Annotated in this window: 21 protein-coding genes; 10 read left to right on the top strand and 11 right to left on the bottom strand. The window is 63.2% G+C overall.

Annotated elements, in window-relative coordinates; genetic code table 11:
* Positions 1-3: 3 nt before the first annotated feature.
* The 3 genes from AC56QX_RS13785 to AC56QX_RS13775 all read right to left on the bottom strand — a co-directional run bounded on the left by AC56QX_RS13785 (position 4) and on the right by AC56QX_RS13775 (position 2,333).
* Complete coding sequence (locus AC56QX_RS13785; protein ID WP_497116618.1) at positions 4-1,107, bottom strand: HlyD family secretion protein; 1,104 nt, start codon at positions 1,105-1,107, stop codon at positions 4-6.
* Positions 1,104-1,658, bottom strand: coding sequence for a winged helix-turn-helix transcriptional regulator (locus tag AC56QX_RS13780; RefSeq protein WP_497116616.1), 555 nt, complete (start codon positions 1,656-1,658; stop codon positions 1,104-1,106). Before AC56QX_RS13780 ends, AC56QX_RS13785 begins: the two co-directional genes overlap by 4 nt.
* Before the next feature lie 99 nt (positions 1,659-1,757).
* Positions 1,758-2,333: a TetR/AcrR family transcriptional regulator gene (locus tag AC56QX_RS13775; protein ID WP_497116614.1), complete on the bottom strand. Its 576-nt coding sequence runs from the start codon at positions 2,331-2,333 to the stop codon at positions 1,758-1,760.
* Positions 2,334-2,575: 242 nt separating this feature from the next.
* Between AC56QX_RS13775 and AC56QX_RS13770 the strand changes: the two genes are divergently transcribed.
* Positions 2,576-3,454 (top strand): SDR family oxidoreductase, encoded by an 879-nt coding sequence (locus tag AC56QX_RS13770; RefSeq protein ID WP_497116612.1) that lies wholly within the window; start codon positions 2,576-2,578, stop codon positions 3,452-3,454.
* 79 nt (positions 3,455-3,533) lie between these two features.
* On the opposite strand, the gene AC56QX_RS13765 is transcribed toward AC56QX_RS13770, so the two are convergent.
* On the bottom strand, positions 3,534-4,514 hold the full coding sequence (locus AC56QX_RS13765) for a quinone oxidoreductase family protein (protein ID WP_497116611.1): 981 nt from the start codon (positions 4,512-4,514) through the stop codon (positions 3,534-3,536).
* A gap of 97 nt (positions 4,515-4,611) precedes the next feature.
* On the opposite strand from AC56QX_RS13765, the gene AC56QX_RS13760 reads away from it, so the two are divergent.
* Complete coding sequence (locus AC56QX_RS13760; RefSeq protein ID WP_497116610.1) at positions 4,612-5,019, top strand: winged helix-turn-helix transcriptional regulator; 408 nt, start codon at positions 4,612-4,614, stop codon at positions 5,017-5,019.
* Positions 4,943-5,905 (top strand): MBL fold metallo-hydrolase, encoded by a 963-nt coding sequence (locus AC56QX_RS13755; protein WP_497116609.1) that lies wholly within the window; start codon positions 4,943-4,945, stop codon positions 5,903-5,905. Before AC56QX_RS13760 ends, AC56QX_RS13755 begins: the two co-directional genes overlap by 77 nt.
* A gap of 122 nt (positions 5,906-6,027) precedes the next feature.
* Here AC56QX_RS13755 and AC56QX_RS13750 read toward each other — a convergent pair whose 3' ends face one another.
* Positions 6,028-6,633 carry an NADPH-dependent FMN reductase gene (locus AC56QX_RS13750; RefSeq protein ID WP_497116607.1) on the bottom strand — a complete coding sequence of 202 codons (606 nt, stop codon included), beginning with the start codon at positions 6,631-6,633 and terminating at the stop codon, positions 6,028-6,030.
* A 92-nt stretch (positions 6,634-6,725) separates the two neighbouring features.
* On the opposite strand from AC56QX_RS13750, the gene AC56QX_RS13745 reads away from it, so the two are divergent.
* On the top strand, positions 6,726-7,094 hold the full coding sequence (locus AC56QX_RS13745; protein WP_497116606.1) for a winged helix-turn-helix transcriptional regulator: 369 nt from the start codon (positions 6,726-6,728) through the stop codon (positions 7,092-7,094).
* Positions 7,095-7,262: 168 nt separating this feature from the next.
* On the opposite strand, the gene AC56QX_RS13740 is transcribed toward AC56QX_RS13745, so the two are convergent.
* The 3 genes from AC56QX_RS13740 to AC56QX_RS13730 all read right to left on the bottom strand — a co-directional run bounded on the left by AC56QX_RS13740 (position 7,263) and on the right by AC56QX_RS13730 (position 9,023).
* Positions 7,263-7,466, bottom strand: a complete 204-nt coding sequence (locus tag AC56QX_RS13740) for a hypothetical protein (protein ID WP_497116605.1) — start codon at positions 7,464-7,466, stop codon at positions 7,263-7,265.
* A gap of 124 nt (positions 7,467-7,590) precedes the next feature.
* Positions 7,591-7,986, bottom strand: coding sequence for an acyl-CoA thioesterase (locus AC56QX_RS13735; RefSeq protein ID WP_027044112.1), 396 nt, complete (start codon positions 7,984-7,986; stop codon positions 7,591-7,593).
* Between the two features lie 95 nt (positions 7,987-8,081).
* Positions 8,082-9,023 (bottom strand): phosphoribosylaminoimidazolesuccinocarboxamide synthase, encoded by a 942-nt coding sequence (locus tag AC56QX_RS13730; RefSeq protein ID WP_497116604.1) that lies wholly within the window; start codon positions 9,021-9,023, stop codon positions 8,082-8,084.
* Positions 9,024-9,229: 206 nt separating this feature from the next.
* Here AC56QX_RS13730 and AC56QX_RS13725 point away from each other — a divergent pair, with 206 nt between their 5' ends.
* Genes AC56QX_RS13725 through AC56QX_RS13715 form a run of 3 tightly spaced genes read left to right on the top strand, consistent with a single transcriptional unit; the run spans position 9,230 to position 12,971 of the window.
* Positions 9,230-10,846, top strand: a complete 1,617-nt coding sequence (locus AC56QX_RS13725) for a GMC family oxidoreductase (RefSeq protein ID WP_497116602.1) — start codon at positions 9,230-9,232, stop codon at positions 10,844-10,846.
* A complete protein-coding gene (locus tag AC56QX_RS13720) occupies positions 10,843-12,057 on the top strand; it encodes a mandelate racemase/muconate lactonizing enzyme family protein (RefSeq protein ID WP_497116600.1) in 1,215 nt (404 codons plus the stop codon). Before AC56QX_RS13725 ends, AC56QX_RS13720 begins: the two co-directional genes overlap by 4 nt.
* Positions 12,054-12,971, top strand: coding sequence for an NAD(P)-dependent oxidoreductase (locus AC56QX_RS13715; protein WP_497116599.1), 918 nt, complete (start codon positions 12,054-12,056; stop codon positions 12,969-12,971). The genes AC56QX_RS13720 and AC56QX_RS13715 overlap by 4 nt, the downstream gene beginning before the upstream one ends.
* Before the next feature lie 93 nt (positions 12,972-13,064).
* Here AC56QX_RS13715 and AC56QX_RS13710 read toward each other — a convergent pair whose 3' ends face one another.
* Positions 13,065-14,003: a diacylglycerol/lipid kinase family protein gene (locus AC56QX_RS13710; RefSeq protein WP_497117755.1), complete on the bottom strand. Its 939-nt coding sequence runs from the start codon at positions 14,001-14,003 to the stop codon at positions 13,065-13,067.
* A gap of 713 nt (positions 14,004-14,716) precedes the next feature.
* Between AC56QX_RS13710 and AC56QX_RS13705 the strand changes: the two genes are divergently transcribed.
* The 3 genes from AC56QX_RS13705 to AC56QX_RS13695 all read left to right on the top strand — a co-directional run bounded on the left by AC56QX_RS13705 (position 14,717) and on the right by AC56QX_RS13695 (position 16,951).
* Positions 14,717-15,151, top strand: a complete 435-nt coding sequence (locus tag AC56QX_RS13705; RefSeq protein ID WP_497116598.1) for a hypothetical protein — start codon at positions 14,717-14,719, stop codon at positions 15,149-15,151.
* A 6-nt stretch (positions 15,152-15,157) separates the two neighbouring features.
* Positions 15,158-16,288, top strand: a complete 1,131-nt coding sequence (locus tag AC56QX_RS13700) for a hypothetical protein (RefSeq protein ID WP_497116597.1) — start codon at positions 15,158-15,160, stop codon at positions 16,286-16,288.
* Positions 16,289-16,429: 141 nt separating this feature from the next.
* The gene (locus tag AC56QX_RS13695) at positions 16,430-16,951 is read left to right on the top strand and encodes a hypothetical protein (RefSeq protein ID WP_497116596.1); all 522 of its coding nucleotides are present in this window, start codon (positions 16,430-16,432) and stop codon (positions 16,949-16,951) included.
* 449 nt (positions 16,952-17,400) lie between these two features.
* Here AC56QX_RS13695 and AC56QX_RS13690 read toward each other — a convergent pair whose 3' ends face one another.
* Together AC56QX_RS13690 and AC56QX_RS13685 are read right to left on the bottom strand one after the other, a co-directional pair.
* Positions 17,401-18,024 (bottom strand): hypothetical protein, encoded by a 624-nt coding sequence (locus AC56QX_RS13690; RefSeq protein WP_497116595.1) that lies wholly within the window; start codon positions 18,022-18,024, stop codon positions 17,401-17,403.
* 15 nt (positions 18,025-18,039) lie between these two features.
* Positions 18,040-19,662 carry an FAD-binding oxidoreductase gene (locus tag AC56QX_RS13685; RefSeq protein WP_497116594.1) on the bottom strand — a complete coding sequence of 541 codons (1,623 nt, stop codon included), beginning with the start codon at positions 19,660-19,662 and terminating at the stop codon, positions 18,040-18,042.
* Positions 19,663-19,841: the final 179 nt, after the last annotated feature.

Raw genomic sequence — 19,841 nt, 5'->3', positions numbered from 1 at the left:
TCCTCAGCGCGACGCGGTATCGACGGTCACGACGGTGGACAGACCTGGCCGCAGCGCAACCTTCCGCGCCTGGTCCGGGTCGATGGTGATGCGGACGGGAACGCGCTGGACGATCTTGGTGAAATTGCCGGTGGCGTTCTGCGCCGGGATCACGCTGAAGATCGCCCCTGTCGCCGGCCCCAGGCTGGTGACGTGGCCCTTGAGCGGCTGGTCGGGCGCGATGTCGGTATAGACCGTCGCCGCCTGCCCGTCGGCCATGCTGCGCAACTGGTCCTCCTTGAAATTGGCGTCGACCCACAGCCCTGTCTCCGGGACGATCGTCAGGAGATAACTGCCCGGCGAGACATAGGTGCCGACCTGCGCCAGCCGGTTGCCGACGAGGCCGTCGATCGGAGAGCGGATCTGCGTGAAGCCGAGATCGAGCTCAGCCGTGTCGAGATCGGCCTTGGCGGCCAAAACGGCGGCGGTGGCTTCCGATATCTGCGTGTTGAGGACATCGAGCTGTTGCCTGGCGGCGGCCAGCCCGGCGCGGGAGGCGGAAACGGAAGCCTTCGCCTGGCTGTCTGCGGCAAGGCTTCTCTGCGCGTCTTGCTGCGTGCCGGCCTTGGTGCTGGCCAGCACCGCATAGCGTTGAGCATCCTGTGCGGTGAACCTAGCGGCAGCGCTCTTGGCGTCGAGATCGGCCTCGGCCTGTTCGATCAGCGAATTCTGCAGCGAGACCTGGGCGCGAAGATTGTCGAGCGCCGATTGCTGCTGCTGGACGGAAGCCTGCGCACGCTCCACCGCCGCCTTGAACGGCCGGTCGTCGATGCGGATGATGAGCTGGCCGGCGGCGACATGCTGGTTGTCCTCGACGAGGATCTGATCGATATGCCCGGCGACACGTGGCGCCAGCGGCGTGACGTTGCCGCCGACATAGGCGTCGTCGGTGGAGACGAGGAAACGGCCGGCCTGCCACCACTGAAAACCATACCAGCCGGCAATGCCGATCGCGATCGCGGCGCCCAGCATGACGAACGGCTTGCGGCGCTTTTTAACGGGCGCGGGAATCTGAGCGACGGATGGCTGCGCGGGCTGCAGCTCGGCAGCCGAGAGAACCTTGTTCATGGGCGGCGTGCCTCATCCGACCGGTGTTCAATCACCGTGTTGTCCACGAGCGGCAGGCCTGAGCCCTCGCTGCTGAAGCGATAGCGCTGCCGCATGCGGTCGGTGGCCCTGGGTGCCGTCGCCATGGTGAAGCCTTCACTGTCGAGCTCCATGCCGGTCTGGCGATCGACCAGCACCGGCTCGGCCCAGCGCCCGTCAGCTTTGTCCACCACGACGAGGCTCGGGCCCTCGGGCGCCAGATGCTTGTTGCCCCAGGCGAGCAGGGAAAGCAGCACCGGGCGGAAATCGCGCGCCTTGGCGGTCAGCACATATTCATGGCGAAGCGGCCGCTCGCAGTAGGCGCGCTTCTCGAACAGGCCACGCTCGACCAGGCTGTTCAGCCGGCGCGTGAGAATGTTGGGCGCGATCTCCAGGCTCTTCTGAAACTGGTCGAAGCGTGTCAGCCCCTGGAACGCGTCGCGCAGCAGCAGGATGCTCCACCACTCGCCGACATCGTCGAGGCTGCGCGCGATGGGGCACGGGCGTGTCTCGAAGCTTGTTTTTGCAACCATGATCGGAGTCTCTTTCAAAATGCAAGTGACTTATAGCCAAGTTAGTTGCATTATGCAAGTCACTCGGATGTGATCGAGGAAAATGCCCCTGACTTGATGTCAGGGTGATTTGGTCAGATGCTCGCGCGCTTGCCGAAGGACGGTGTCCGAAAGCTCGGGGTCGCTGACAAAGCGCGCAATGGTCACGGCGCCGATCATCGTCGACAGCATCACCAGGGCCTCGTCCCTAGCGTCGGCGGGCGACTGGCCCTCAAGTTGGCCCGCAATAGTATCCAACAGATCGAGAAAGCCTGATGTCGCCACCTCACGAACCGCGTCGCCTCCGCGCGCCACATCGCTTCCCAAGGCAACAAACGGACAGCCGCCAGCCCTGTTGTCGCGATATTCGGGGGACAGATAGTCGCTAATCGCATCATCAAGCCCGGTTTTCCCGGGCGCGGCTGCGATTGTGTCCTTGATCCCCTGCACCATCGTCTCGATTGCCAACGCCAGCGATTCCTCAACCACTTGCTCCTTCGACCCGAAGTGCTTGTAGAAACCGCCATGCGTCAGCCCAGCGGCGCCCATCAGGTCGGCCAGGCCGGTTCCGTCAATGCCATTGCGGCGGAACGTAGCGGACGCGGCAGCGACGATGCGCTTGCGGGTCTCCGCCGCCGCTTCCCTGGATTTTCTCATGCCGTTCGACCTTTCCGCCACGCCACGACAACCGAGGCGCAACTACTATAGATGCCGATTGAAATCTAATGCGAGGCGCGTCCCTTCGCCAGTGCCCAGCGTGCGTTTTGCAGCATGCCGCCGCGGAAAATCGCGAGATCGCTTGACATTTTAGATTTCATACAACATCTAATTTAGATGTCGGCCGTCTTCTAAGAGGGTTCGACTTTGTCCTCCACCCGCCCCCTCGAAAGGCAGTCATCATGTCCCAGACCATCCTCATTACCGGCGCCAGCACCGGCTTCGGCCGCGACACGGCGGAGACGCTTGCCCGCGCCGGCCATCGCGTCTTCGCCTCCATGCGCGATATTGCCAGTCGCAACCGGTCCCACGCCGAGGCTCTGCGCGACAAGGGTATCCAGGCGATCGAGATCGACGTGACCGACGACGCCTCCGTCGAGCACGGTGTGGCTTCGGTGCTCAAGCAGGTGGGTCGTCTCAACGTCCTCATCAACAATGCCGGCATCGGCTCCGCTGGCGTCTCCGAATCCTTCACCACCGAGCAGGTGCGCGCGCTCTTCGACGTCAACGTGCTTGGTATCCAGCGGACGATGCGGGCGGTGTTGCCGGCATTCCGCCAGCAAGGCGAAGGCCTGGTGATCAATCTCGGCTCGATCCTCGGCCGGCTGACATTTCCTTTCTTCGGTCTCTACGGCGCGTCGAAATTCGCGCTCGAGGCGTTGACGGAGAGCTACCGCTACGAGCTGTCGCAATTGGGCATCGATGTCGTCCTCATCCAGCCGAGCAACTATCCGACGAGCATTTTTGCCAGCGCCCAGCAGCCCGCCGATGCCGCGCGAAGCACCGGCTATGGCGAGATCGCCGGAATACCGGCCAAGATGGTGGGCACCTTGAAGGAGCTCTTCCAGAGCGACAATGCCCCCGATCCGCACGACGTGGCCGAGGCCATTCTCCGCATCGTGGAACTGCCCGCCGGCGCGCGGCCGCCGCGCATCGTCGTCGGCCAATCCTTCGGCGCCGACGCTATCAACGCCCAGACGGCGCCCATCCAGGCCCAGTTGCTTGAAGGCCTTGGTCTCGGCGTGCTCGACGGACCGCGGAAAGTCGCAGCGGCGGCTTAGACAAACGATGCGGGCCGGCACCAATGCCGGCCCGCAATGCATATGACCACAAGCTGTGGATGCCTGGTCGCGGGATCCGTCAAGGCACCAGCACCACCTTGCCCGTCGAGCGGCGCTCATCCAGCAGCCGGTGCGCTTCGCCGGCCTGGTGGAGCGGAAAACGGCCGCCGATCGCGACCCGCAACCGGCCGCTCGCGGCCAGTTGGAATAGTTCCGACAGGCTCGCCCGCAACACTTCCGGCGGCAGCAGCAGCAGCAGCGCGAAACCTCTGAGTGACTGGTTGCGGCCGATCATGGCTTCCAGTTCGGAAGCCGCGAGCCCATAGCGGCCGAGTGCGGCGAAAACCAGTTCTCCGCCCGGCGCCAAAGCCTGCAGCGACAGCGCCGTCAGCGCGCCGCCAACCGTGTCGTAGATGATGTCGACCCCGTGCCCGTCCGTGGCGTCGCGGACATGTGTGGGCCAATCCGGATTGGCGTAGTCGATTGCCACGTCGGCACCGAGCGACAAAGCAAGATCGAGCTTGGTCTTGCCGCTGGCGGCAGCGATCACGCGGCTTGCTCCCTTCTGTCTGGCAAGCTGGATAAGCAGCGATCCGACGCCACCGGCGGCGGCCGGCACCAGCACCGTCCTGCCCTCAGGCGGGCTCTGGCGCAGCAGATGCAGCGCTGTCAGCCCCTGCACCATCAGCGCCGTCGCCTCCTCGAACGAGACGTCATTCGGCAGCGGCACGGCGAGCTCGGCTGATATCGTCACCTGCTCGGCGTAACCGCCATGAGGACGTTGCGAGGCAAACAGCGGCGCCGCGACACGTGTCCCCAGCAGCGCCGCATCCACCCCTGGGCCAACATCCTCGACGACTCCGGCCACTTCGACGCCGGGAAACATCGGCAGATGCGGCGTCACCGCGTAGCGGTCCGCGCGCATCAGCACTTCGAAGAAGTTGATGCCGGCGGCGTGCATCCGGATCAGCACCTCGCCGGCCTGCGGCACCGGCGCCGGCAGGTCGATGACCTCCAGCACCTCGGGGCCGCCGAAGCGGCTGAATTGAATGGCTTTCATGGCAAACTCCAATCGCACTGGCATCGGCCGTGCTTTGCCACTATCTCCGAGGCCTCGACTACACACTCATTTGTCCCCTGCTGACCAGGAGGTGACCATGGCGGATCCAGCCAGGAAAATGCCGATCAAGCGACTGCCGATGCTGCCGGCGGAGCGCGCGCTGAAAGTGATCGCTGGGCGCTGGAAGGCGGTCATCCTCTACCATCTCTTCGATGGTCCCCGGCGCCTGACGACGCTCAAGGCAATGGTTCCGGGCATTACCCAGAAAGTGCTGATCCAGCAGCTGCGCGAAATGGAGGAGCACGGCCTCGTCAGCCGCGAGATCTTCGCCGAAGTGCCCGCGCGCGTTGAATATTCGGCGACCAGCCTCGGCCTCAGCCTCGAGCCGATCCTGCTGGCGCTCTGCCAATGGGGCCAGCACCACGCCGATGAGTTGGACGAGAAGCATCGCCTCGCCGACTGCATCATCCGGCCAAGGCAGCCGCAGCACGCACAGATGGCCTAAAATCGAAATGACGGGGCGGGTTGCCGACGCCGGCTACTCAACGCAGACTGTCGATATCTACAGAACGGAACGGCAAATGCACCGCATAGCTTCGGGCGAACTTCATTGGACCTACACTCTTGGCGACCTACGCATCACCGCCTTGCGCGATGGCTATGTCGATATGCCGATCGGGCGGCTTCGGCAAAACGGCGACAAGCCATTTGGCGATGACCTGCCGGAACAGGTCCCATTGTTTGGCGGTCAACTCAGGCTCTCCGTCAACGCCTTCGCGATTGACGATGGGAATGAGGTAACGCTGATCGATACCGGCGCCTCGAATGCCTGGCACCCCACCATGGGCCGGCTTCCCCAGGCGCTGGACGAGGCCGGCATCGATGTCGAAAAAATCCGCGCCGTCTGCTTCACCCATACCCATCTCGACCACATCCATGGTCTTGTGCTTGCCGATAGCCGGGACGCGTTCCCGCGCCTGGCGCGCCTGCTCGTTCCCAGGGAGGAACTCGGCCTTTTTCGCGCGGTATCGCGGCTTGAGCGATTTCACGACATGGCGGAACCATTCGATGCCGGAGACCATTTCGGGGCACATGTCGAAATTATCGGTGCTCATGGCCATGAAGTGGGCCACAGCTGCTTGCGCGTTTCGAGCGGCGGCGAAAACATTTTGATCTGGGGCGATACCGTCCACGTCCCATCGCTTCAGTTCGATCGGCCCGAGGTGACGTGGGAGTTCGACACGGATCAAGGCCAGGCGCACGAGAGCCGGTTGCGGCTGCTGGCGCTTGCGGCGGACGATCATTGTTTCGTTGCCGGCGCGCATCTGGACTCGCCCGGCATTGGCCGTGTCGTCCGGTCTGGCGGCAGCTTTCGATTTGAGCCGCTGTAGCCAGCGCAATTCCAGGAAAAGTGTGGGCGGTTTTCCGTCCGGAATTGCGTCAAATAAAGAGTCCAAAAAGGGCGGCGCAAGCGCCGCCCCCTATCCCTTGGGAGGATAATCTCAAAAGGCGATCAGGCCGCCTTGATTTCCTCGTCGACCACGTCGGCAGCGCGCGCCTTCTTCAGTGCCTTGGCCCACCAGGCAACGTCGTTGACCAGCGCCGTGGCGGCCTGGTTCAGGTGCTCAAGGTCTTCCAGCTTCTTCTCGCCCTGGCGCACGGCGAGGAAGTCGCCCCAGGCGATGTGGACGGCCGACTTCACCGGCGCCATCTGCAGTTCGACCGCATGGAGGCGGAGCTGTTCGACGGCGCGGGCGCCGCCGACGCTGCCATAGCCGACGAACCCGGCCGGCTTCTTGTTCCACTCGTTGGCGGCGTAGTCGATGGCGTTCTTCAGCACGGCGGTCGGGCCGTGATTGTATTCGGCGGCGGTGAAGATGAAGCCATCGAATTCGGCGACCTTCTTCTGCCAGCGCTGCGCCACCTCGTTGGTCGACGGCACCCAGGCGGATGACGCGACTTCGTCGAAGAAGGGCAGCGGGAAGTCCCTGAGGTCAACGACCTCGACCTCGATATCGGCGTGCGACTTGGCGATCTTGGCAATCCATTGGGTCGGCACATCGGCGAAGCGCGCGGCGCGCGTCGAACCGACGATGATGGCGATTTTCGGCTTTGACATGGGGGGCTCTCCATTCCAGTAAAAAGCTGGTATCATTTAGATACCGGCGCTATATGAGATACCGCAAACTGCCGACGCAAGGAGGCACTTTTTTGTTACTGAGGCACCCGCACCGCACCGAAGACTGCCGCGCGATTTCGGAAATCCTGCAGCGCGTCGGCGACAAATGGACCGTGCTCGTGGTCGGCAAGCTTGGCGACGGACCCTTGCGTTTCAACGAGCTGCGCGCGGCTGTCGGCGGCATCTCGCAGAAGATGCTGACCACCACCTTGCGCGGGCTGGAACGCGACGGCTTCGTCACCCGCACCGTGTTTCCGACCATCCCGCCACGCGTCGATTATGAACTGACCGAACTCGGGCATGAGTTGCTGGTGCCAGTCGGCGCACTCGGCGAATGGGCGCGCAAGAACACCACGCGCGTCAAGGCAGCACGCGAGAAATTTGACGGCATGCACGCCTGAAACCCATGCAATGCAAGGGATCCGTCGTTTCGCAGTGAGCGAATTTGCCTGAAGAGAGGGAATTCGTGGCTCTCTAGACGAGCCCTGGCGACTTTGTCGTATGACGCTTCAGACGGACCGACGCACGCGCTGCTTTGACCACGTCAATCGCGGACCAAAGGCAGTCCTTCAGCTTCTTGGCGCCAAGCCCTCGCAAGGCGCCGGGCTGCAGGGCGCGCATGTCGCGGCCGGCTTCCGGGCGCCCTTGTCGCCATGCAGGCAAGAGGTGTTCGGAAGGTCGTTTTTGACTTCGGCATAGGCGGTTACGCCGAGCAGACAGACCACGCCGACAAGGGCCGCCACCAGCCAGCTGTTCAGTATGTGTTGACGCATTGTCTCTCCCCCAACGCCGACACACTCGGGCGTGAAGGCAACCATTGAATGTCGCGAAACGCATCGCTCGCATCAGCGGTGTAACAATTGCGCCATATTGGGGAACGGCAGAACGGGGCTTCCGTCAACCCTCGGCCGGAACGGCCTTCGGCTTGCCCTCACCGTCCAGCGCCACCATGACGAAATCGGCGTGCGTCACCTTTTCCATCAGGTCGGAGAGATAGCGCTGCGCCCAGGCCTCGACCTTGAGCGTCATCGAGGTGCGGCCGACGCGTTCGACATGGGTGTAGATGCACAGCGTGTCGCCGATCTTCATCGGCTTGGCGAAGGACATCTCCTTGACCGCCGCCGTCACCACGCGGCCCCTGGCGCGCTCGGCGGCGCGAATGCCGCAGGCAAGGTCCATCTGCGCCATCACCCAGCCGCCAAAAATATCGCCGGCCGCATTGGCGTCGGAAGGCATGGCCAGCGTGCGCAGCGTCAGGTCTCCGATCGGCCGTCCTTCCGCGTACTGCACCATGCGAGAAAATCCCTGAGGTCGATGGCTTGAGATCGATTGCCCTCGATCCCGTAGCCTCACGGCGCGGACGCGTCAACGCGCCATTGGATGGTTCGCTAGAAGTAGCGCGCGAGGTTCGAGCGGATGCGATCGAGAACGGTATCCCCGGAAACGTCTGGGACGAATTGCTTGCCCGTGATCGCCTCGTAAGCCTGCGCATAGACACCGGAAGCCTGCTCGACGATCTCGTCCGGAATCTTCGGGATCGGATCCTTGTAGGGGTCGCAGCGCGCCGCCACCCACGAGCGGATGAAATCCTTGTCGAAACTCTCCGGCCGCGTGCCGCTTGTAAGGGCCTGCTCGTAACTCGCCGCGATCCAGTACCGGCTGCTGTCCGGCGTGTGGATTTCGTCGGCCAGGATGATCGTTCCGTTCTTGTCGGTGCCGAATTCGTATTTCGTGTCGGCGAGGATCAGTCCGCGCTCGGCGGCGCGCGCCTGGCCGCGGGCGAACAGCAGCAAAGCATAATCCGAGACGGTGTCCCACTGCGCCTGCGTGAGCAGTCCCTGTTCGAGGATATCTGCCTTCGACAGCGGCTCGTCATGGGCGCCATCCGCGGCCTTGCTCGTCGGCGTGATGACAGGCTCGGCCAGCTTCTCATTGTCGCGCAGCCCGTCCGGCAGGCGCATCCCGTACATGTCGCGTTCGCCGCGCTTATAGCGGGTCAGGATCGAGGTGCTGGTGGTCCCCGCCAGATAACCGCGCACGACGATCTCGACCGGCAGGATGTCGAGCCTCGTACCGACGACGACATTGGGATCGGGATATTCGAGCACATGGTTCGGACAGATATCGGCGGTTTCCTCGAACCAGTAGCGGGCCGTCTGGGTCAGGATCTCGCCCTTGAACGGGATCGAGGTCAGGATGATGTCGAAGGCGCTGAGACGGTCTGTGGCGATGATGATGCGCCGCCCGTCGGCCAAATCGTAATTCTCGCGGACCTTGCCCTTGTAGTAGCCCGGCAGCTCGGGAATGAAGGCATCCGACAGGGTACGCATATGATTGTCCTGCCTTCCGCAGAGTGGTCGATGCCATCGCATAAGCCCTCGACCCCCGGCATATCAAGCACGATTGTCGGTATTCCCCGCAACTCGACCTGACATCCCAGTCGCTTTTTTCACAACGCATGCCGGAAGGCGCGGCGACTTAGCAAGGCTGCCGCGTCTAGGCTGCGGCCAGATTTCCGGAGCCGCCAACACCCATCATGCAGACTTATGACTTCATCATCGTCGGCTCCGGCTCGGCCGGCTCGGTGCTCGCCGACAGGCTGTCGGCCTCGGGCCGCTTTTCGGTGCTGGTGCTTGAAGCCGGCGGCACCGACCAGCGCTTCTACGTGCAGATGCCGCTCGGCTACGGCAAGACCTTCTTCGATCCGGCGGTCAACTGGAACTACAAGACCGAAGCCGATCCCGGTCTCGGCGGCAACGTCGACCACTGGCCGCGCGGCAAGCTGCTCGGTGGGTCGAGTTCGATCAACGCCATGGTGTGGATCCGCGGCGCGCGCGAGGATTTCGACGACTGGCGCGCCGCCGGCAATCCTGGTTGGGGCTATGATGATTTGCTGCCGGCCTTCAAGGCGATCGAGGACAATGAGGCCGGCGCCGACAAATGGCGCGGCACCGGTGGTCCACTGCACATCAGCGAGACGATGAACGCTGTCCACCCGCTGACCAAGCGCTATCTCGCCGCCGGCCAGCAGGCCGGCCTGCCGCTCAATCCCGATTTCAATGGCGCTACCCAGGAAGGCGTCGGCACCTACCAGATCTCGACCAAGAACGGTCGCCGCATGTCCGCTGCACGCGCCTTTCTGCGCCCGGCGATGAAGCGCGCAAACGTCCGCGTCGAGACCAACGCGCTGGCGACCCGCATCCTGTTCGAAGGCAAACGCGCGGTCGGCATCGAGTATCTGCAGAACGGCGAGACCAAGACGGCGCGCACCGGCCGCGAGGTCATCCTGTCCAGCGGTTCGATCAATTCGCCACAGTTATTGCAATTGTCCGGTATCGGTCCGTCGGCGCTGCTTGGCGGACTCGGCATACCGGTCGTCCATGCCAACGAGAATGTCGGCGCCAATCTGCAGGACCATGTCGGCATCAACTACACCTTCAAGGGCAAGGTGCCGACGCTCAACCAGATCCTGCGCCCCTGGTGGGGCAAGCTGCTGGTCGGCATGCAATACATACTGACGCGGTCGGGTCCGCTGTCGCTGTCGATGAACCATGGCGGCGGCTTCTTCCGCACCGACCCGGCGTTCTCGCGCCCCAACATGCAGCTCTATTTCCAGGCCTTTTCGACCGTCATCCCGAAGAGCGGCGAGCGGCCGATCCTGACGCCGGATCCCTGGCCGGGCTTTTCCATCGGCCTGTCCAATTGCCGCCCGTCGAGCCGCGGCGAGATCATGATCCGCTCCAGCAACCCGCTGGACTATCCAAGAATCACCGCCAACGCCTATTCGACCAACGCCGACGTCGAGGAGATGCTGGCGGCGGTGAAGTTCTTGCGCAAGATCGCCTCGATGCCGGCGATGGCCGAGATCATTCAGGAAGAGGTCCTGCCCGGCCCGTCGATCCAGTCCGACGCCGACCTGATCACCGATTTCAGGAAGCGCTCGGGCACCGTCTATCACCCGGTCTCGACCTGCCGCATGGGGCCTGATCCCGCGCGCTCCGTCGTCGATCCGCGCCTGAAAGTGCATGGGCTTGAAGGCTTGCGCGTCATCGACGCCTCGATCTTTCCCGACAACATCACCGGCAACACCAACGCCGCCTCGATCATGACCGGGTGGAAGGGTGCCGAACTGGTTCTGGAGGACCACAAATGAAGATCACCGACGTCAAGACCTGGGTTGTCGGCAACCCGCCGCCCGGCATCGGCGGCAAATATTTCATCTTCGTCAAGCTCACCACCGATGGCGGCGTGGTCGGTTACGGCGAGGCCTACAACGCCACCTTCTCCGCCCATGTCACGGCCAAGCTGGTCGAGGACATGGCCGAGCGTTATCTGATCGGCCACGATCCGCACGACATCGAGACCTTCTTCCGCCGCGCCTATTCCTCCGGCTTCACCCAGCGCCCCGACGTGACCGGCATGGGCTGCTTCTCGGCGCTCGAAATGGCCTGCTGGGACATTATCGGCAAGGAGGCCAACAAGCCGGTCTACAAATTGCTCGGCGGCCAGGTGCACGAGACGCTGCGCTCCTACACCTATCTCTATCCGCACACCGGCAGCGTCCATTCCGAGGACGCGCCGGACGGCAGGAACGTCTACAACGACCCAGAAATGGCGGCGGCCTGCGCGCTCGAATATGTCGAGCAGGGTTTCAATGCCGTCAAGCTCGACCCGGCCGGTCCCTACACCGCCTTTGACGGCCACCAGCCGCGCCTCATCGACATCGATGTCGCCACCCGCATGGTCAAGGCGATCCGCGAGGCGGTCGGCACCCGCGCCGATATCTTGTTCGGCACGCACGGCCAGTTCACCGCCTCGGGCGCACTGCGCATGGCGCGTGCCATCGAGCCCTATGATCCCTTGTGGTTCGAGGAGCCGGTGCCGCCCGACATGCCCGAAGTGATGGCGCAGGTGGCGCGAGGCACATCGATCCCGATTGCCACCGGCGAGCGGCTGACGACCAAGTTCGAGTTCGCCCGCGTCATCGAGAACCGCGCCGCGACCATCCTGCAGCCCGATCTCGGCCGCTCCGGCGGCATCCTCGAGACCAAGAAGATCGCCGCGATGGCCGAGGCCTACCACATCCAGGTCGCGCCGCACTGCTACTGCGGGCCGATCGTCGGCGCCGCCAACATCCAGCTGGCGGTGACGCTGCCCAACTTCCTGATCCTGGAATCGCTGAAGCAGTGGGACGGTTTCCACGCCACGCTCTTGAAGAAGAAGATCGAGTGGCAGGACGGCAACGTCATCCCCTCGAAGGAACCGGGGCTGGGCGTCGAGCTCAACGAGGCGGTTTGCGATGCCCATCCCTATTCCGGCAAGGATTTGCACCTGCAGATGATGCAGACACCGTTGATGCCGTGAGCGAAAGCTACGCCTTCATCGGCCTCGGCCATCTCGGCGGCAACCTTGCCGCCAGCCTGGTCCGCAACGGTTTTGCCGTGACGGTCTTCGACCGCGATCCTACCGCCGTCGCGCGCCTTGTGGCGCTCGGCGCCACCGCCGCCGACAGCCCCGCCGAGGCCGCTGCTCGCGCTGGGAACGCCATAACCTGCCTGCCCTCGCCAAAGGTCAGCGAAACGGTGCTGGCCGGCCCCGGCGGATTGCTGGAAGGCCTGCCCAAGGGCGGCACCTGGATCGAGATGTCGACCAATGGCCGCGACGAGATTCTTCGCCTGGCGAACCTCGCCTTGGTCAGCGGCGTCGAGACATTGGAATGCCCGGTCACCGGCGGCGTGCATCTGGCGGCAGCGGGAAAAATCACCGCGCTGGTCGGCGGCGATGTCGCGCTCTACGAGCGCCATCGCCCTGCCATCGAAGCGATGTGCGCACGCTCCTTCCTGATGGGTCCGATCGGTTCGGCGGCGGTGATCAAGGTGATCACCAACATGCTCGCCTTCATCCATCTCGTCGCCGCCGGCGAGGCGCTGATGCTGGCCAAGCAGGGCGGGCTCGACCTTGCCCAATCCTACCACGCCATCGTTGCCTCCTCCGGCAACAGCTTCGTTCACGAGACCGAAAGCCAGCTCGTCCTCAACGGCTCCTACGACATCGGCTTCACCATGGACCTGGCGCTGAAGGACCTCGGCTTCGCCTTGGGCATGGGCAAGGATTTCGGCGTGCCGCTCGATCTCGCCGCGCGCGTCAACGCGATTTTTGAGCAAGGCAAGGAAGCCTATGGCGGCGGCGCCTGGTCGACGCAGATCGTCAAACTTCTCGAGGATGCCGTTGGCACCGACCTGCGTGCCCCCGGTTTCCCGGCCAAGCTGGAACCTTGACCGGGGACGGAAAACCCGAGCAATTTCATTCGTTTGAATCGATAGCCGGATTCAGTTTCGAAAAGACCTGAATCAATCTGGCAACGCCTTGATTCAATATCTGAGCGTCAGCGCTCCAGGCAGGATCTCGAAGGTCGCCGGTATGCGTCCGGGCGACTCGCCGTCTATGTCGACCAGGGCGCCGTTCTTCTCGACATCGCCGAGCGGTTCGACCACCACTTTCTTTCCGCGCAATATGGTGATCGCCGGATGGTTGCGGTGCCGGCCGCCATAGAGCAGGCGGATGTCCCAGATCAGTTTCGGCTTGCCGGCCGCGCGCAGGATGACGATGTCGAACTGGCCGTCGGTCAGTTCGGCATCCGGCGCGATCATCATGCCGCCGCCGAAGAATTTGCCGTTGGCCACCGCCACCAGCGCCATGTGCGCCTCGACCGGCGTGCCGTCGTCGACGGTGATCCGGACATCCTGAAAGCGGTAGCGGATGAACTCGACCACGGTGCGCCACAGGAACAGCGCCTTGGCCGACATCTTGCCCTTGCGCTTGTCGGCATTGACCGCGCGGTCGGTGGCGCCCGACAGGCCGAGGCTGGCGATGTTGATGAAGTGGCGGCTGGCCAAAGCGCCATGGTCGTCAATGTAGCAGATGCGCCCGGCATCGACCTTGCGCCCCTTCGCCTCGGCGATCCGCTTCAGCGTCGCATCCACGTCTTTCGGCAGGCCGAGCCCGCGCGCGAAATCGATGCCGGTGCCGCAAGGAAGCAGGCCAAGCTCGGTCGTCTTGCCGCTCTCTTCGGACGCCTGCAGCAGCCCGTCGGCCACTTCACTCGCCGTGCCGTCACCGCCCGCCGCGATCACAAGGTCGAACCCGCTGGCCGCGAGGTCGATTGCCAGCCGTTCGGCATCGCCCTCGGCTTGCGTCTCGCGCAGTTCGAAATCGCCAAAATGCTTTTTCAGCGAGGCGGCAACCTCGGGCCAATCCCGTTTCAGCCGGCCGCCACCGGCAATCGGATTAAGAACCACCCCGACTTTCAAATACTCGCCCTCCCCGGCGCCGGACATACACGCCCGATCCTTTGCCGGCATTGAAACCCCTGCCCGCCGGCGGAGCAAGGGGTGCTGTCGGTCGGAGCACCAAAAAGCGGGGCACGCTGTCTAAGGCAACCTGCACCGAAATGTCGGGACACTCGGCAAACAGTCCCCGATAATCCCGCTATCCACAGGCCCAGGGCCATTCCCCAAGACCCTTACCCGGCGTAAGTTTAACCCATCTCAGGCGGCTACCAATCATCAAGCCGAAAGGCGAAGTGAAAGGCGGATTTCCTGAGGCCCGTACGGCCCGAAGCGAGAGCAGGCTTGCCTGTTCGAGGGACGGAAGCCGAGACCTACGGGGCCGCGGAAAGCGTGCCAACGCCGACGGCGGACCGATGCTGCCATGAAGGACGGCAAAAACCTTCGATGGCCGCAGGGCAAAACCCGCAAGGGTGGAGACCGGCGAGGTCCCGAACGGACGCTGCTCTCGGGTGGCGGACTGACAGGACCGTCAAAATCAAGGCCGGCATGGCGCGACGACTTTACGGAAGTTGCTGCCGCGACCGTGTCCTGATCTGACAGGGAGGCGCTGGGAGAAATCCCGGCGCCGACTGTCTTTTTGGCTATCCCCACAATTTTTACGGTCTTTCCAGCTGGGGCTGCAACCGGCAGCAAAAATCAGCTACCCTTCGACGTCAATTGAAGGGGGATACTTCATGACGCTGATCCAGAAGCTTGCCGTTGCCTATGCTTTCCTGTTCTTCGCCGTTGTCGCAATCGGCTACATACCGGCGTTCAACGATGCCAACGGCAATCTGTTCGGCCTGTTCTCATTGCAATGGTACGACGACCTGCTGCACGCCTTCTCCGGCGTCTGGGCGCTGGCGGCCGCCTTCATCTCGCACCGCCAGGCGGTGTTCTATTTCAAGCTGTTCGGCTCGATCTATCTGTTCGACGGCGTGCTCGGGCTGATCACCGGCTCCGGCTGCCTCGATGCCGGCATCTTCATCAACGGCTTCCGCTCCCTCAACGACATCGAATTCCCCGCCCGCTTCTTCGCCAACCTGCCGCACCTCGTCATTGGCGGCTTCGCCGTCTATGTCGGCTTCTGGCTGTCGAAGCGCATCTACGACCACTTCGCCACGGCCTGACCGGCCATGTTCCTGTTTCGCTGGCTGAAGCGCCTCGTCAAGACGATCCTCTGGCTGATCGTCATCGTCATCCTCATCCCGGTCGTCGGGCTGAGCTATGGCTTCCTGACCACGTCGTCGCTCGACAAGACGCCGCTGCCCGGCATCGCCGATGGCGCGCCGCCCAAGGCGCTGGCCGACAAGGTCCGCGCCGAGATCCCCGGCTACCAGCGGCCGGAGGAATCGACCTTCCTCACCTATCCCGAATGGGCGATCGTCTACGCCGCGCGCGAATATGCCGGCTTCGTCGCCAAGGACCAGCCGAGCGGCTTTCCCTACTGGTCCTATGTCGGCCGCTTCTGGCAGGACTACGCCACGGTGATCCGCGCCAGCTCGCCCTACAAGTTCAACTATGCCAACCACCAGATGCTGGTCATCATCGGCACCAGCCACTCGATCGAGCACATCCTGCAATGGGCCTATGAGAACACGGTCGGCCGCATCACCGAGGCGACGTCGGCCAAGCGCACCGCCGCCGACATCTACCAGGCCAAGGTGGCGGCGGACTACGCAGGCTTTCTCGACCAGGTGCCGTGGTACCAGTTCCCCTATGCCGAAAAGCGCGCCGGCCTGTTTGCCGTGCAGCCGGCGCCGGGAGACAGCTCCATCCGCGGTAGCGAGCGCAAGCTCGCCTTCGGTCTCGCCGACACCATCAAGCAGGGCTATGCCGACCTGATCAAAAAGGCGCTTGCCGCCACCTCCGACCCGGCCTTGCTCGACATCCATGTCTGGGCCAAGGGTCCGGTCGGCGAAGCCACCCGCAATGAGCCCGACACCTTGCTGGAACGCGATTACGGCACTGACGGCACCTTCTTCGTCACCAAGCGCTATCAGGTCTTCACCGACATGATCCCGCGGCTGATCGACAAGGGCGTCTCCTTCGTCGAGATCGGCGGCAATGACGAGATCATGGTCACCATGCTTTCGACCGACTCGATCGCCGTTCCCGAAGGCATGCGCATCCTGTTCAGCTATCCGCTGCCGGCCGACCCCTCGACGCGCCGCACCGGCATGGTGGTGGCCGTGCGCAAGCTGCATCTGGTGCTGCCGTCGCTGATGAAGGCAGGCGCAAAACTCGAACACGTCTACGATTATTGAGGCCTTTCGGTAACACCGCGCAAAGATTGGTCACCCAGAGCGCTCCGCCACGCTCATTCCACAATCGCGGCCAAATCCCGCCTTGTTCGCGCGCGATGGAAATGAATGGGCTGCCGGGGGGCATCTCGAAGGGACAAGACCGTGATCAAGACCGCCCTTGTCGCCATGACCATTGTCGGCTGCGACTGCGACGCCAAGCTGTGCGAATATATCGGTGAGACGCCGGCCAAGTGGTCGACCATCGCCGACTGCGAAGCCGCGATGAAGAGCCAGATCCTGCACCAGCGCAATTTCAACTATCCGCTGGTGTCCGGCATCTGCCGCGCCAAGGGGTCGTCATCCTCCTCGCAACTCGCCGCGATCGCATCCCGCCCGGAGCTGAAGCCGGTCAGCCGGGTCGTCAAGGTCGAAAGCCCGCTGCCGCCGGAACTGAGCCGTCGGCCAAGCGTCCCGGTCGGCACGCCGACGACGGCCGTCGAAGCGGACGCTGCCCGGCCCGTCGCCTATGAACAGGTGGTCGATGGCGGCACCGGAGTGCTCTACCGCACCAAGAACGGCTATGCCGTGGTCAAGACCGATCTTGGCCGTGCGGCCTCGGCGACCGCCGACGCGGCAAAACGCTCGGTGAACTGGCTGGCCAGCCTGGTGCCGACGGGGTTTTAGTCCGCCAGCGTCTCGGCTCACGACCTGCTGCTGACGTATGACTCACGATCAAAGGCCTGCCGGCGGGTTCTATCCAGCGGTGTCAGTCGCCCAGTCTCCGTTTGGTCAATTCGACTTGATAGACGCTTCGCGGATGCCGTCTCAGTCGCCATGCATTGAGGGATATGACCAGCGCCAAATATCCAAACAGCGCAAACAGACCCAAAAAGATTCCAACTAAGTTGATTAAGATAAAAAGAACTACACCCCCAATTGCAACCACGACATAATATAGAACCGAGGCCCAGACATATTTCTCCATTTGCGAGCTTCTCATCTATCGCAAGTCCTTTTTGGTGATTCGGTTCATAAATCACCAATTCCGAGCAACTCGTTTTCGAGAATACGCCAGGAAAACGAGGCGCATTCGACCCAGAGCCCAAATCCAAACTGAGACACTGCCCTGGTCCCTACATCTTGACCTTCAGCCTCTCCCAGAACTTGTCGATCAGCGGCTGTTCGGTGCCCAAATCCTTGCTGCCGACGCGCGTGATGAACAACAGTCCCTGATCGGCGAGGCCGTAGCCGACGATCTCGAAATACGCGGTGTCGGTGCGCGTCTTCACCTCGGCGCGGATGCCGGTCAATTCCTTGCCGTCGGCGAGCTTGCGGGTCGTCGGCTGCTGCGTCACTTCGGCACCGGCCTGCACCGATTCCCGGGTCATCTCCTGCAGCATCAGCTGGTTGAGCGACACCGGGTTCATCTTGCCATATTCCTGCACGACGACGATCGTGCCCAGCGCCGACGCCATCAGATATTGCGTGATGTTTTCGCCAAGATCGGTCTTGGTCACCGAAATGCTGCTCGGATGGACGAAGGAGAAACTGTCGCCGGAAAAGGTGGCGAAGTCGTTGTGTTGCAGCGTCACCTTGCTCTGTTTGCCGCCGGGCAGCGTGATGTCGGTGGTTTCGCCGGGATCGATGTCGACCGTCACGCCATCGATGGTCAGCTTGAACGCCTTGAGGTCCTCGGCTCCGGCCGGTCCAGCGCACAGCGCGATGAGAGTGAGGGCTGCCGCTGATACCATCCGCATAGATTGTTCTCCTGCTTACGCAACCCCGCTCAGTGCCTTGATGGCACGGTAGAAGGTCGAGGAAAACAGTTCCGTCGGGTCATATTGCCGCTTCGATGCCAAGAAAGCCGGCAGTTCGGGATAGGAGGCCAGCAACTCCTTGGCCGTGTAGTGCAACTGGTAGGGCAGGAAGAAACGCCCGCCACGCTTGATCGTCACGTCGATCAGCGCCCGGGTCAGCGCCCTCATCCTGGCATTGCCGTCGGCATCGGTCGGCTGGTTGATATAGAGCACCAGCGAATAGGCCGGCTCCGGCGCGTAGGTCAGCGCCACATCCTCCTTGTGGACGATGCGCACCGAGGCGTTGAGCACCGGCAGCGACTGGTTGCGCAGGATCTCGCGGGCCTCGGTGATGAATTCGACATAGGCCGCACGTGGAATAAAATATTCGTGCAGTATGTCGGTCTCTTCAGCCAGATCGTTGAACAGATACGGCACCGAATCGTGCATCGGATTGTTGCGGGTGACGAGACAGGCCTCGCCTTGCGCCATCGCTGAAGTGCGCACCACGGTGCAGTTTTCGAATTTCGGCTCCAGCGTCTTTTCGGTGAACCACTTCAGCTCCTGGAACAGGCTGCCCCATTTCGCCAGGTTGATGATCACCCGCTTCAGCCCGACCGAGCCCGGTTCGCCGATCGCCGGCTGGTCTGAAGGCGGTTGCTCGGCCACCTTGTCGTAGCGGTAGACGATCATGTCCTCGAGGAAATTGCCCGGCGCCGTCGACAGATGGCCGTAAAACAGGCCGATATCCTTGTTCGGCTCCAGCACCTCGGCGAAGAACTTCGGGAAATCGTCGGATTTGATGATTTCGCGCGAGGTCCGGTAAACGGCGTTGTCGACGATGTCGAGCGTCGCCTCCAGCACCACGCCGAACAGGCCGTAGCCGCCGACGACATGGCGGAAAAGCTCGGTGTTTTCGGTTGGCGAGCAGGTCGTCACCGACCCATCGGCCAGCATCACCCGCATCGAGCGGATCGAACCCGCCACCGAGCCCGCCTGATGGTCCATGCCATGCGCATTGACCGATAGCGAGCCGCCGACGGAGAAGATGTCGGTCGACTGCATCGCCTTCACCGCGAAGCGCGGATGCAGCAGGTTCTGGATATCGTGCCAGCGCGCGCCCGGCTGCAAGGTCATGGTCTTTGCCGTCGCATCGACGCTGACCTTGTTGAATTTTTTGAGGTCGAGCACCAGCGCGTTGTCATCAAAGGCGTGCCCGCCCATCGAATGGCGGATCGCGGCCAGCGACACTTTCAGCCCGTTGGCGCGGGCGAAGGCCAACGCCCTGGCGATATGGTCCTCCTCGCTGACCTCGACGACGCCATAGACCGGCGTCCGCGACAGGCCGCTGGCGTCGTTGATGTCGCCGCCTTTCGCCAACCAGGGCAGCGAGGGGTCAAAGGCCGGCGGATTGGCGATCGGCTTCAGCGGCAGGGCAATGCCATCGATATCGGCGATGCGTCCGGCGTTCTTCGGCCCCGAAGGCCCGCGCGCCAGCCGCGCCATGGTAGTGCCGCCCCACAGCACCGCGCCGCCGACCACGGCCGCACCGAGCACCAGCCGGCGCGACAGGCCGACCCCTTTCTGTTCGTCAGCCATGCAGATCCCCCGTCGGCCAAGGGATAGCGCGGCTGTTTGGCAAAAACCATAGGAGCGCTGTCGGGGCAGCGTTCCGTCACCCTGGCCGCCTGGCGGTGAGTGACCAAGAGCAGGAAAATGGCCGATCCCCGAAGGAACCGGCCAAGACTGGAGCAGGGTCTGAAAAGTCCGGTCAGCAA

The organism is Mesorhizobium sp. RCAM 06353, from assembly GCF_059683585.1.
Note: the sequence above shows the minus strand (reverse complement) of the source record. Positions and strands in the feature narration are given on the sequence as shown.

Excerpts from the sequence above, each read along its gene's own strand:
- AC56QX_RS13700 (WP_497116597.1), top strand. The coding sequence starts at position 15,158 with ATGTTCCTGTTTCGCTGGCTGAAGCGCCTCGTCAAGACGATCCTCTGG.
- AC56QX_RS13740 (WP_497116605.1), bottom strand. The coding sequence starts at position 7,466 with ATGCGTCAACACATACTGAACAGCTGGCTGGTGGCGGCCCTTGTCGGC.
- AC56QX_RS13780 (WP_497116616.1), bottom strand. The coding sequence starts at position 1,658 with ATGGTTGCAAAAACAAGCTTCGAGACACGCCCGTGCCCCATCGCGCGC.
- AC56QX_RS13735 (WP_027044112.1), bottom strand. The coding sequence starts at position 7,986 with ATGGTGCAGTACGCGGAAGGACGGCCGATCGGAGACCTGACGCTGCGC.
- AC56QX_RS13705 (WP_497116598.1), top strand. The coding sequence starts at position 14,717 with ATGACGCTGATCCAGAAGCTTGCCGTTGCCTATGCTTTCCTGTTCTTC.
- AC56QX_RS13685 (WP_497116594.1), bottom strand. The coding sequence starts at position 19,662 with ATGGCTGACGAACAGAAAGGGGTCGGCCTGTCGCGCCGGCTGGTGCTC.
- AC56QX_RS13765 (WP_497116611.1), bottom strand. The coding sequence starts at position 4,514 with ATGAAAGCCATTCAATTCAGCCGCTTCGGCGGCCCCGAGGTGCTGGAG.
- AC56QX_RS13785 (WP_497116618.1), bottom strand. The coding sequence starts at position 1,107 with ATGAACAAGGTTCTCTCGGCTGCCGAGCTGCAGCCCGCGCAGCCATCC.
- AC56QX_RS13720 (WP_497116600.1), top strand. The coding sequence starts at position 10,843 with ATGAAGATCACCGACGTCAAGACCTGGGTTGTCGGCAACCCGCCGCCC.
- AC56QX_RS13725 (WP_497116602.1), top strand. The coding sequence starts at position 9,230 with ATGCAGACTTATGACTTCATCATCGTCGGCTCCGGCTCGGCCGGCTCG.
- AC56QX_RS13770 (WP_497116612.1), top strand. The coding sequence starts at position 2,576 with ATGTCCCAGACCATCCTCATTACCGGCGCCAGCACCGGCTTCGGCCGC.
- AC56QX_RS13690 (WP_497116595.1), bottom strand. The coding sequence starts at position 18,024 with ATGCGGATGGTATCAGCGGCAGCCCTCACTCTCATCGCGCTGTGCGCT.
- AC56QX_RS13750 (WP_497116607.1), bottom strand. The coding sequence starts at position 6,633 with ATGTCAAAGCCGAAAATCGCCATCATCGTCGGTTCGACGCGCGCCGCG.
- AC56QX_RS13730 (WP_497116604.1), bottom strand. The coding sequence starts at position 9,023 with ATGCGTACCCTGTCGGATGCCTTCATTCCCGAGCTGCCGGGCTACTAC.
- AC56QX_RS13775 (WP_497116614.1), bottom strand. The coding sequence starts at position 2,333 with ATGAGAAAATCCAGGGAAGCGGCGGCGGAGACCCGCAAGCGCATCGTC.
- AC56QX_RS13760 (WP_497116610.1), top strand. The coding sequence starts at position 4,612 with ATGGCGGATCCAGCCAGGAAAATGCCGATCAAGCGACTGCCGATGCTG.
- AC56QX_RS13755 (WP_497116609.1), top strand. The coding sequence starts at position 4,943 with ATGAGTTGGACGAGAAGCATCGCCTCGCCGACTGCATCATCCGGCCAA.